Here is an 11,457-nt window from a genome sequence, read left to right on the forward strand (position 1 = left end):
CTGTGGTGTCTCCTCTCACCCCGCTCGACCTGGTCGCGGTCAGCATGGCATGCGGGAGCGACAGCTCCGGCGGGTCACAGCCATTCGCCGATCGTGGCGATCAGGACAGTGGCCTCGAAGCGGTCCGCGAGTTTGTCGAAACGGGTGGCCACCGCCCGGTTGCGCTTGAGCCGGTTGATCCCGCACTCGACCGCGTGCCGGGCCTTGTAGTCCCCCGGTCGAAGGCCGGGGGCCGCCCGCCGGCCGAACCACGGCGCTTGCGGTTCCTCGCCTGGTCGGCCGGCTCCGGGATCGTGCACCGGATTCCCCGCCTGCGAAGGTAGGAGCGATTGGCCCGGGACGAATACGCTTTGTCGCCCCGCACCCGCAGCGGACGGACCCGGGCACGGCCCGACCCGACGCGGGGCACCCGGATGCCTTCAAGAACGGCTGTGAACTGCGGGCTGTCGCCGCGCTGCCCGGCGGTGACCAGCAAAGACAGCGGACGCTGACCTTGCTCGCAGGCCAGATGAATCTTGGTGGTGAACCCTCCACGGGACCGGCCCAGCCCATGGTCGTCGGGCTCGACGCGGACACCGCCCGGCGGCTCCTTCTGAGCCTGCCCGTCACGGCGGGCGCCTGCGGCGTGCTGATGAGCCCGGCAGATGGTGGAGTCGACGTTCACTTCCCACGTGATCAGACCGGCCGCGTCCGCCCGCGCCTGCAGCCTGGTCAGTACCTCGGCCCAGGTACCGTCCCGCTGCCAGCGGCGAAAGAGCCCGTAGACCGTCTGCCACGGCCCGTACTCCGCCGGAAGATCCCGCCACGGAGCACCGGTCCGCACCCGCCAGCGGATCCCGTCGATCAACTCCCGTCGACGCACTGCTGGCCTGCCCGACACCGCCACCGGCAACAACGGCTTCAGCACCGCCCATTGCTCGTCAGAAAGATCCCCTCGCCCCACGCCGAGATCATCACGGCCTGAGACGAGGGATGAAGCCCGCTTCTAAAACACGGCCTAGCCGCCGGTTCCGAGCTCGCCCAGCGCATCCGAGCACTGCAGCCCTTCCAGCGCCGTGACGTCGAAGACCATCCACTCCGGCTCCTGGCCGAGCACACCAACCTGGCCAAGCACCGCACCCCGGCCGTCGCCGCGACCCGCCTCGGCGCCGTCTATCCCGACCACCAGCACCCCGATGTCACCGTCGCTCTTCCTCTGGGCGACAATTTGCAGCCCGGCCACGGCCTCCCTCTGCAGCCCGGAGACATTCTGGCCAGCGTCCCGCGCGATACCAGCATCACGCTCGCGATCATCCCCACCGTCTGCCTGCAGCGCCCGCACACCGGGATCTGGCACATCGCGCTGAAGGAACTGGGCTACCTCGAAGAGTGGGTTCGGACCACGGCCATCCCGATCCTCATCACCGGATCCCGCGAGAACGCCGCGATCCCGCCTCAGCTGGATATCACGATCGGACACCCCGACCTCCGGCAAGCCCTTCAGTCGGCAGGCACCACGCCTGCAGCAGAGCGAGGTGTCCTGAGCATGCAGGCCACAATCGCGCGCCGTGATCTTCCCGAGATCCTCGCCATGCCACCAGTAGGGGCCGACAGAGAAACGATCAAGGAATGGGTGACGTCCCTGGATGACGCGACAGTCGTGACCACGCTAGCCCGGATCACGCTGGTGAACCCCGATCCCACGGCGCTGCTGGACTATCTACGTCAGTTGTGCGCTGAGGCTCACGCCTACCGGAGCCGGATGCCGGAGCGACCGGGGCTTGCATCGTGACGTCGGCCTGCAGCCATGTGACTGTCAGTGGCGGGTGAGATGCCGCCGTCTTGGCAAGCGAACGCGGCCCCCTGATGCGCCCAGGGCCACAACAGCTGTGCGCGTCGGCGTGGAGACAGCTCCTCGGCCGGCCAAGGAAGATCGTGGCTTACGGCACTCCATCCCGCCCCGGGTTGCCAGCGGGGAACTCCGTGCCGGCCGCCTCTTCGCGCCCGTCGACCGGCGCCTTAGCCACGGCAGGGGAGTCGGCCACTGACCGCTCCTCCCGCGTAGCCCTCTTGCGTCGTAGCGGATCACCAGGGGGACGCCGCCGGCGCCCCGTCTGCACGGCACTTGTCACCGGAGCCGCCCGCCACATCGGCGCCCTCCTGGCCGGCCTGGCAGTGACCTGCTGGCACCACGACTGAACTTCAACGCGTCACCCGCGCGCCATCGAGCCGCCGGTGCACCATCGACAGTGTGGTCAGCAGTTCCAGCAACTCCTCGTCGGTGACGGTGCGGTGAAGCCGCGGCTCGTGCGCGGCCGGGTTGCGATACATGCTGAACAAGCCCTTGACCAGGCTCGCCAGCCCCTTTTGCTCATCCAGCTCGGGACCGGTGGCGTTCGCGTTGACGGCCACCCGGGCCGTGCCCTGGCCGGGCATGAGAACCGCGTCGACCAGCCGCGCCCCGTCCAGATCCTCGCCGGTGAGCTGCCGCAGCCGGTGGGCTACCGACTTGACCGCCTCCAGGCTGGCGTGGAAGGGGTTCTTTGCCAGGATCTCCAGCGTGCAGTAGCGCAGCACGTCCGGATGCGTGGAGCGGCGGCGCAGTTCGGTCCGCAGCGAATTGGCGTGCCGCGTCGCCTCACTCAGCGTGGCCGCCGCAGGCCCCTTGGCCAGTTTGCCCTCGTCGTTGACCCGCAGGCCGACATGGACGAGAACCTCATTGAGGTCGTCCTGTCGACGCGAGAACACGTGTGGTTGCTGGGCGTAGCGCACCGGGGCCATCGCCGCGGTGATGAACGCGATCACGCAGTTCGAAGCTTGCTGGCGTTCCTGCTGAGTCAGCAGAGCCCCGGCCAGCCGGTCCCGCTTGTTGCCGGCCTCCACCTCCGGCACCCTCACGGCCGCCAGTAGCTGCCCGATCTCCCGGCCAGTCAGCCCCTGCGCGGTGTCGCCGAGCACACCGGCCACCGCCGTAACGACCGGCACAGGCCACGGCTCGTACATACGCGATGCCATGTCCCCCCCATCCCTCATTCCATGGCCAACCGACCAGAATGCCACGGGCGCGGGCAGAGTGACGGCCCACTTTAACGACCGGCCTTTCCCACCCGGCACTGGATCCCGTGCCCGGCTCAACTCTTACCCGTCCGAGACTGCTCGCGAAGGGTGCGTATCCACGTCTCCATGAAGCCGGCCGGTGCGGTGGCGTTCCGGTCCCCACGCCCCCGGCGTTGGCATCACCCCGCTCCCCGACGCTCTGCGCCGCTTACGACGGCACGGCGGGACCTGTGGAGGTGAGGACGCTCGCCCTGCGTCGTCCGTCCGCCGCCGTCGGGTGGGGCTCCGTGCCGCGCCGTCCGGCCCCTCGCGCTCCGAGCCCACCCTGGGCGCGCGCCCGCCGCGTCGGCCGTGCCGCCGCACCCGGCCGCGCCCGGGCTGCAGTGGCGCTGTCATGATGTCGGTGCTGCTTGCGGTGGTGGCGAGGTGGGCGGCGAGCGCGGCGAGCCAGTGGTGGGTCTGGTCGGGGTGGTAGCGGTTGGGGCGGGTGGGGTGCTGGTGGGCGGCTGCGGGCAGGTAGCGGGCGAGGAGGTGGTCGCGGACCGCAGCGGGGGAGGCCAGGGTGAGGAGGTGGTCCGGTTCGCGGAGGTAGGCCAGGGTGTCGGGGTGGCGTTCTTCGTAGGCGGTGGCAGCCAGGTTGAGGCGCCAGGGGGTGGCAAGGGAGCGCGCCAGTGTGCCGCCGGGCGCGGCCGTGAACGTGTCGATGACCGACCTCCAGCGGTCGGGGTTGGTGCTGCGAGCGGTGAGATAGGCGGCGGCCTGGCCGGGGCTGACGTCGTCGAGCTGGATGCGGGCAGCCTCACGCATCCGCAGGTCCAGGCCTGCTAGGGCCTCGTACTGGGTGGTGCGGCAGGTGAGGACGACCGGGGCGCTACCGGTGGGGTCCTGGTAGGCGTTGAGTTCCTCCAGGGCGCGCGCGGCGCGGCGGCGGCCGGCCGGAGTAGCGTCGGTGTCCATCTCGTCCAGGCCGTCCAGGACCGGCAGGACGTGGTATCCGTCCACCAGCGTGGTTGCGTCGGCGAGGGTGATGCCATGGTCCCGGAACTGCTGGTGGACCTGGTGGGCGAGCCATTCCTGCAGAGGGCGGTCGGGGTCCCAGTCGGCCAGGGAGAAGCGGACCGGGACGGGGTCGGTGTCGGCGCGGCCGGGGTGGGTCAGCAGTCCGAGGATGAGATCCAGGGCGAGCAGGGTCTTGCCGGCGCCCGGTTCACCAGTGATGGCCAGGCGGGCGGGGCGCAGGTTCTGGTAGTAGGACACGATGTCGGTGAGCCGGCCGTGGGCTGCGGCGCCGGTCGCGTTGTTGGCGGGCTCGGTGCGCTGGTGGAAGGTTATGTCGATGCGATGGGCACCGGGACCGATCAGCTGGGCGCGCTGCCGGGTCTCGGCCGCGGCCACGACGGCGGCCAGCGTTTTCACCTTTGCGTCGGTGTCCGCTGCGGCCTCGCGGCGGTCGTCGCGGTAGGCGGCCCAGGTGAGGTAGGCGCCCGGCACAGTGGGGGCCAGGGCGACGAGCGTGGCACCCAGCCGCGCCACCTGGAAGTGCTTGGTCAGCCACAGCGCCAACACCACGGTCACGGCCTGCAGGACCGCATAGATGGCGGCTGGCCGACGGGTCCGTGATCGTCTCATGCGACGTATCGTCGCCAGTCCGCTGAGTAGCGGGCAGACGATCGCCACCTTCGGTTCCGGACTGTGACACGCCATGGCATACCGGCGCCGTACCGAAACCAGGTTACTGACCTTGCATGCGTGGTGTCGTCATGGTGGCTGGCGTCGGAGGCCGGTGCCGGTGAGGCAGCCGTCGAGGACATCGGGGCGGTATTGGAGCTGGCGGAGGCCGCGTCGGACGGCGGTGATCAGGTCATCGGGGTCGGCGAAGGCGCGGTTGGCCACGGTGGTGCGTCGCAGGACGGACCGGCACCCCTCAACTCGCCGCGGTGCGAGCGGAATTGCCCACGAAGCTGAGCAGTCAGTGCCCGTGGCCGCGCGCCGCCCGCCCCGCCCCCGCCCGCTGGTCGTCCTGGGCCCGGCCGTCTTGGGCCTGGTCGTCCTGGGCCCGGGCCTGCCGCCGTACTCCTGTGCCTCCGCGCCGCCCCTGCCCGGACCCCTGCCGCACTCCTGCCGTGCTGTGGCCGCGCGGCGCCGTGCCCAAATGGTGACCTCCCGCCGTCCGGCCGCCGTGGCCCCGGCCGCGCGCCCTGGCCGTCCGCGCCCCGCCCGTACCGGCCGTCCGTCGGTGGCTCGGTCGTCTCGCCCACCGCGGCCGCGCCGGTCTCTGGCCGTTCGGAGGGTTGCCGTCGAGCTGTGCGGCGTCCTGGCGGCTCGGCCGTGTCCGGCCGTTCCGGCCGTGCGGCGCCGGGCCGCCGCCGTCCGTCCCGTGTGCTGCTCCTCGCCTGTCCGCCGTTGCGGAGGCCGGGCCGCCGGCCGTCCCCCGTCCTGCGGCCCGCCCCGCATGCTGCGCACGCCGCCGCGCCGCCCCGCTGTCCACGCCGTCGCCGTATTCTCCGTGCCTCCGCGCCGCTCCCCGGTCGCCTGGCGGGCCCGCTCTCGTCCCGCCGTGTTCGTGCGTTCCCGCGCGTTCAGGTGTGCCGTGTTCCCCGTCCGCTCGTGGACGGGCCGCCGCGCTGTGCCGGCCTGCGGCGTCTCGTCCCGCCGGCCTTGGGCCTGCGTGCGCTGTCCCGCCCGCCGCCTGTCCGGCCGCCCGGGTCGCCGCTGCGCCCGAGCCGCGCCGCGCCGCCGTCCCGCGTCTTCCCGGTCGCCCTCGGCAGTCCGGCCGCCACCGGCTGCGCCGTCGGCCACCGGCCGCTACTGGCCGCCGCGGCCCGCGTCGCCCGTCGTCGGCTGTCGGCCGTGAGCCGTCGGACCATCGGCTGCCGGCTCGGGTGCCTGCCGGGTCCTGTCGCCACCGTCCGCCCGGCCGCCGGTGCCGTGCTTTCGTCTTGGCCCGTCCCTCCTATTTTTGCCGGCCACCGCGCCGCGCTGGTCGCTGACCGTCCGGAGGCTTGCGCCGACCTGCGGAGGCCAGGCCGATCGGCCGTCCCGCATCCTGTGGCCGTGCCCCGCCCGCCCCGCCCCGGCCGCCGTCCCGCCCGCCGCGCGTCCGCCCGCCGCGGCCCCGGCCCCCCGCCCGGGTCGTTGCTGCGCCCGCGCCGTGCCGCTGCGCCACCGTGCCATTTCCTTGCGGTCGCCTTCGGCAGGTCCGGCGGCCACTGCCGCCCGCCGTCTGGTCCTCCGCGCATGGGACCGGACTGCCGGGCTGCGTCGTGCCCGCACCGGCCTCCCGGCCGCGCGCCGGGCCGCTTGCCGCGCGCTGGGCCGCCTGCCGCGCGCTGGGGCTCGCGCGTGCCTGACCCCGCGCCCGCTGCGCCCGGTGGCCGTGCGGTGCCGTGTCCGCAGGCCGCCCGTTGCCCGGCCCGGCCGCGTTCGCGCCCGTCGCCGTAGTTCCCGCGCCCGTAGCCGTACTTCCCGTGCCGGCCGTCCTGTCGCGGCAACGTCGCGCTCGCGCCAGGCCCGCCCGCGCCCCGCGCCCGGCCGCCGCCCCCGCCCGTGCCCTGCACCTGGCCGCGCCCGGGCCGCAGTGTCGCTGCCGCGTTGTGCCGGCCCGCGCACGCCGTCCCGCCGGGATGGGCCTTGCGGTCGGGCCGCCCGCGCCCATGTGGCTGCTCGTTGTGCGCCCCGTGCACCGTCCCGGCCCGGCCGTCCACCGGGCCGCCCGGCTGTCTCCGGCAAGCTGGGTCTGGCCCGTGGCCTGGTGCCGGGGTGCTCGGGTGGGGCGGCCAGCAGCCGCAGGCCCGCGGCCGCCGGCAGCCGCCTGAACCTTCTTGGCGGCCCCCGCCCGACCACGCTCAGGCTGCGCGGGCCGCGCCGCTGCACCACTCCGCGCGGTCCCGCCCTGGTGGCGATCCCCCGCGCCCGGGTACGTACCCCTGCCGGCTTTCCACACTGGCTTGGGGCGTACGGCGGCCTCGGCGCCCGCGCCCGCCCGGCCTTCTCCTCACTGGTACCCGCGTTCCGGGCGCTTGCGGGGGCGGTGTACTGGGTGGGAAGACGTCCGTTCAGGGGGGCGGTGCAGGGTGCTTGCCGAGACGGGTATGCCCCTGGGGCCGTCTGGTCGCGCGAGGGACTGGGAGGTGGGCCGCCCCTTCGCCGCCGCAGCCGGCCGTGCGGCCGCGCGAGTTCCACAGGCCCGGGCGGGCGGTGGCCTCATCCGCGGTCCCCGCGCGCGCCCGCCGCCGCGGAAGACACCGGCTACGGCCCGGCGCCGGGCGCCGTTCCTCTGCGCTCGGTGACGGCTTTGGACCCGATGAGGAGCGCTCGCCGCCAGGCGCTGGTACGCGCCGGCTGTGCGGGTTTGCCCGGCGGGGCCGCGACGAGGGGGCACCTGAGCGCGGACACCACAGGACGCGCCGCTCCCTCAATGCTTGCTCCGTTGCTGGGTCGTTGACCGGCCCCGTCGGCCGTCGCCCGGTTGCCCCCCCGGCCCCCCGCCCCCGGTTGCCCCCCCGGCCCCCGCCGTGCGGCCGCTGTGCCCGTGTCTGCGCTCGCCGGCCGGGCCGTGTGCCGCTGTCCCGTCCGCGCGGGTCCCGCCCGCGCTGGGCCTGGCGGGGCGTGCGGTGTTGTGCCGGGAGGCCGTGCCGCGTACGGTCCGGCCCCTCCACCGTCCGCCCCCGCCTCCCTGGGTGCCGCTGCCTGCCGCTGTCCAGCCCGCGTGCCGCTGCCCGTCCGCGTGCCGCTGTCCGTCCGCGTGCCGTTGGCCGTCCGTGTCCGAGGCCTGCCGGGCCGCGTCCCGGCTGCCGGCCGGACCGCTATCCCGTCCGCGCCGCGCGTCGGTCGGCGCGCACCGCTATGCCCGGCGGCTCACGCCCGCCGCCCTCGCTCCCCGGCCCGAAGTTCGATCTTTTCTCTCTCGCCGCAGCCGCAACCGTCGCGCGCCGCCTCAGGCGGCATGGCGGGTCGGATCATGCGGTAGGGATCCTGCGAGCTGGGCTCGGGGTGAAAGCCGTGGCGTGTGTACCAAGTGCGCAGGTCGTCGTGGAGCAGCCCTGGCTGGCGCCAGGAGGGAAAGGGTGCTGCCGCCAGCCCAACGGGTGTGGCTGGAGCGTGCGCCAGCACGGCGTGCAGCAGCCGGGTGGCGTGCCCAAGGCGCCGGTAGCGCGGATCGACTCCGATGTGGCTCACCCACAGCAGGTCGCCGTCCAGGGCGTCGAGGTAAGCGACACGCTCGGTCTGCGTGTGCAACTCCCAGACCAGACGCGGCGCGTCTGCGCTGACCCGGACCAGACGTACCCGGTCAACCACCTGTAACCCCCTTCTCGATTCCACGTCCGGTCGGGGTTACCAGCGCATGCCGAGTTGGTCCAGTTCAGCGTGTCGTTCGGGGGTGAGCTTGTCGGCCCGCCGCCGAGTGTTGTCCAGCCACGTCCCCAGCTTGATATCGACCTCCACGCCGTCGACGTCCACGCGTTCGATGTGCTTCCTGGCGGGTCGTAGGTGTCCCTCGCGGGCGTGGAACTGCCGGGCCGCGCGCAGGTTGAGCGCCCACTTGCCCTCTGCGGTGAGCTGGGCCGGCCGCGCCCCGGGGCCGGCGGGCTCCAGCCCGAGCGTGCTCCCGAGGAGCCACTGCTGCGCGGGGGACAGCTTGTCCCATCCCTGCCGCTGCGCGGCGACCCATGCCCCGAGATCCTCGCCCTGCACAACGAGTCCACCGGCCGTCTCCGGCAGCGCGCCTCCGGCCTGGACGTGGGTGCGGGTGAGGGTGAAGCAGCGCTGCCACGCCACGCTCCACCCGAGCGGGCACCATCCCGGGTCGATGACCTCCAACGCTGCCAGACGGCTCTCCGGCAGCTCTCCAGCGCCCACGGGCACGGTTTCCCCGGCGGCGCGCCGCTCGGCGTTCTCCAGCGCCCTACGGGCCTCCGCACGCCTGTTCTTGGCCCACACCCCGATGGGGTAACCGCCATCCCCTACCGCCTGGACCGGGGGCAGGAAGTGCGAGTGCGCGGCGGCCCACGACCGCGCGACCGTGAGACCTTCCTCCCAGGCGGCGTCGTAGTGGGACCACACCATGCCCAGCACTTCGAGCTGCTTGACGCGGGAGGCTTCCAGAGTCCCCGCGTTGTAGTAGCGGCGTTGATCGGCCACCCACCGCCCCAGCGGAAACCCGGCGGCTGCGCCGGCCGACTCGTCCTCTGGCATCACGTAGTCGTACGGCACCCGCAGCTGCCCGCCGCCGTTCTCCCGCCGCCACCGGGTGGCCGCCGCGATCCCACGCCGCCAGTACGCCTTCTCCGGATCGATCACCCGCAGGCGCACGAACTGCGCCACCAACGCGGGATCGCGCGGACTGCTGAAGCGGAGCAGACCCGCCGCTGCCTGGCTCACCCACAGGTCATCCCCAGCGCCCTCACCCTCCCCGTCCTCATCGTGACTGTCCTCGTCCTGGTCCTCGGCGCCCCGGTCCTGCTCCTCGTCGCCCCAGCCGCCCAACACCACATCAAACAGAGACACTTGGGCGTCTTCGTCGCCGGTCCGGCGTCCGCTGCGCTGCCGTGGATCAGCCAGCGCCTCGATCGTGTCCGCGTCATGCGCCCGGAGCGCCCCGAGCACCTTCGCGAGGGCCCCGTACGCATCCGACGTCAAAAGGTCATCGACATCCTCACCCGGACCGAGGAATACCGGCACCACAAGAGACGCCAATTTCCCCTCTCCCGGACTCAAGCGCAGGGCACGCCCGACCATCTGCACGATGTCGACCATGGACCCCCGCGCATCGCAGAAAGCGACCGCATCACACCGCGCCGTATCCACGCCTTCCCCCAGCACTTTCACAGAGCTGAGAACACGCACCGCCGCAGGAATATCCGACCGGGCACCACCGATGAAATCAGAAGCGAACTCATTCAACACCTCACGCCGATACCCCGGGGCGTGGTCCCCGTGCAGCCAGTCCGCCCAGACCCGCTCCGCCGGCGGGAAGGTCTCCGGGTCCTCCTCGGCGAGCCGGGCCGCCACCAAGGGAACGCCCCGGGCCATGGCCTCCGCCTCCGACACCCGGCTGTGGAAGGTCAGGATCCTGCGCAGCCGCTCCCGCGCGGCAGCCGTCAGCAGCCCGGTCTGGAGCGCTGCGAGCCGCGCCCCGCGCACCCGATCCGAGCCTCCCGTCTCCTCGGCGAGCGCGGCGTACAGGTCGGGGTCCCGGATATCCAGGCACACCACCTGATACGGTGCCACGATGCCCCGCCCGATCGCCTCCGACAGCTTCAGCTCGTACGCCACCGGCCCGAACACCGGCGAGTCCCGGTCCATCGATGCCACCAACCGCGGCTGCTCCCCCTCGGCCTCCCACACACGGGGCGTGGCGGTCATGTAGAGCCGCCGCACCGCAGGAATCCGCGCCTGATGATGCACCGCCGCCCACGGCTTCATGCCGTCACCACTTGTTCTGTGGGCCTCGTCAATGATCATGAGGTCCCACACCGGCACGCCCGCCTCGTGCGCCCGCTGGAGCTTGCCCAGACCCACCGCCGCGTAGGTCGCGAACACCGTGACGACGTCCAGATCCCGCACCCACGACAGGAGCTCATCCGGGTCGGTGGTGCACGGGATGCCGTCGCTCTCCTCGGGCCCCAGGTCGCACACCCCGACCATCGCGCCCCGCCGGCCGCCCCGGCGCCAGGCACCAGCCATCTGCGTCAGCAGGTCCCGCGTCGGCACCAGGACCAGCACACGCCGCGCGGAAAGCCGCCGCGCCGATTCCACGGCAATCAACGTCTTGCCCGATCCGGTAGCGGCGATTACCTGGGTCCGCAGCCCCTCTGGGGGAATGCGTTGCCCGGGCGGGTCCTGAAGGTGCTTCACCACGGCGTCTACGGCTTCCGCCTGATGCGGCCGCAATTCCATGTGACGCATTCAGAGACCCGCTTTCTGTTCGGCTGTGAAGAGGTGACGAGTGGATTTTTCGTTGGTGGTAGTGGAATTGACGGGCCGGTATTTCCTCCGCATGTGGTGAGGGGAGGGGCCAGGGTAGGGGGTGCGTACTAAGCCCAGACTCTATCTCAGGGGTGCGTCATGACGCATGATGGTTGGGAAGGTTCGTCAGATTGGCTGGTTCTGCTGTCGTGCGGGGTGTAGGGGGTGTAGGGGTTTTAGTCTCCTGCCTGTTGGGCCCCGAGTTGGGGAGCGGTGACGCTTCGTCAGTCGAGAGGGGAGCAACCGGCATGACCCCCCTCGTTGCTGCCGCCGCTTCAGGCGGGCGCGGAGCGCACGCCGTCCGCCCGGGGGCGGGGCGCGGAGCGGCCCGGCGCCGGGCGGGAATCCGGCGGAGCCGGATTCCCCTCGACCGCGTCAGCGGTCGAGGCCCGGAACGGAGTTGCCGGCCAAATTACGCGCGTGCGCGGCATCCGCCCCGGAGCGGCGGCGCGG

General features: G+C 72.7%; 7 protein-coding genes and 1 pseudogene. 1 reads left to right on the forward strand and 7 read right to left on the reverse strand.

Annotated features, from left to right (window positions below; translation table 11 throughout):
* Nucleotides 1-74 precede the first annotated feature (74 nt).
* Both AB0947_RS40275 and AB0947_RS40280 read right to left on the reverse strand, forming a co-directional pair.
* Nucleotides 75-943, reverse strand: a protein-coding gene (locus AB0947_RS40275; protein ID WP_366755350.1) for an IS5 family transposase whose coding sequence is annotated in 2 segments (ribosomal slippage) — nucleotides 75-214 and nucleotides 214-943 — 870 coding nt in all. Because the reading frame shifts where the segments join, the coding sequence is not laid out codon by codon here.
* Nucleotides 944-997: 54 nt separating this feature from the next.
* Nucleotides 998-1,222: a hypothetical protein gene (locus AB0947_RS40280; RefSeq protein WP_366755351.1), complete on the reverse strand. Its 225-nt coding sequence runs from the start codon at nucleotides 1,220-1,222 to the stop codon at nucleotides 998-1,000.
* Between AB0947_RS40280 and AB0947_RS40285 the strand changes: the two genes are divergently transcribed.
* Complete coding sequence (locus AB0947_RS40285) at nucleotides 1,208-1,771, forward strand: hypothetical protein (RefSeq protein ID WP_366755352.1); 564 nt, start codon at nucleotides 1,208-1,210, stop codon at nucleotides 1,769-1,771. The two genes, AB0947_RS40280 and AB0947_RS40285, sit on opposite strands and share 15 nt — an antisense overlap.
* Before the next feature lie 410 nt (nucleotides 1,772-2,181).
* On the opposite strand, the gene AB0947_RS40290 is transcribed toward AB0947_RS40285, so the two are convergent.
* The 5 genes and pseudogenes from AB0947_RS40290 to AB0947_RS40310 form a co-directional block, all read right to left on the reverse strand.
* The gene (locus AB0947_RS40290) at nucleotides 2,182-2,994 is read right to left on the reverse strand and encodes a TIGR02391 family protein (RefSeq protein WP_366755353.1); all 813 of its coding nucleotides are present in this window, start codon (nucleotides 2,992-2,994) and stop codon (nucleotides 2,182-2,184) included.
* Between the two features lie 123 nt (nucleotides 2,995-3,117).
* Nucleotides 3,118-4,665, reverse strand: a complete 1,548-nt coding sequence (locus AB0947_RS40295; RefSeq protein WP_366755354.1) for an NACHT domain-containing protein — start codon at nucleotides 4,663-4,665, stop codon at nucleotides 3,118-3,120.
* A gap of 129 nt (nucleotides 4,666-4,794) precedes the next feature.
* A pseudogene (locus AB0947_RS40300) lies at nucleotides 4,795-4,965 on the reverse strand (DDE endonuclease); the annotation flags it as partial.
* Between the two features lie 2,928 nt (nucleotides 4,966-7,893).
* Nucleotides 7,894-8,334: a GNAT family N-acetyltransferase gene (locus AB0947_RS40305; RefSeq protein ID WP_366755355.1), complete on the reverse strand. Its 441-nt coding sequence runs from the start codon at nucleotides 8,332-8,334 to the stop codon at nucleotides 7,894-7,896.
* 36 nt (nucleotides 8,335-8,370) lie between these two features.
* Nucleotides 8,371-10,944: a Helicase associated domain protein gene (locus tag AB0947_RS40310; RefSeq protein ID WP_366755356.1), complete on the reverse strand. Its 2,574-nt coding sequence runs from the start codon at nucleotides 10,942-10,944 to the stop codon at nucleotides 8,371-8,373.
* Nucleotides 10,945-11,457 lie beyond the last annotated feature (513 nt).

This window comes from Streptomyces sp. NPDC047841 (genome assembly GCF_040704085.1).
GTDB lineage: Bacteria > Actinomycetota > Actinomycetes > Streptomycetales > Streptomycetaceae > Streptomyces > Streptomyces argyrophylli.

Excerpts from the sequence above, each read along its gene's own strand:
- AB0947_RS40290 (WP_366755353.1), bottom strand. The coding sequence starts at position 2,994 with ATGGCATCGCGTATGTACGAGCCGTGGCCTGTGCCGGTCGTTACGGCG.
- AB0947_RS40295 (WP_366755354.1), bottom strand. The coding sequence starts at position 4,665 with ATGAGACGATCACGGACCCGTCGGCCAGCCGCCATCTATGCGGTCCTG.
- AB0947_RS40310 (WP_366755356.1), bottom strand. The coding sequence starts at position 10,944 with ATGCGTCACATGGAATTGCGGCCGCATCAGGCGGAAGCCGTAGACGCC.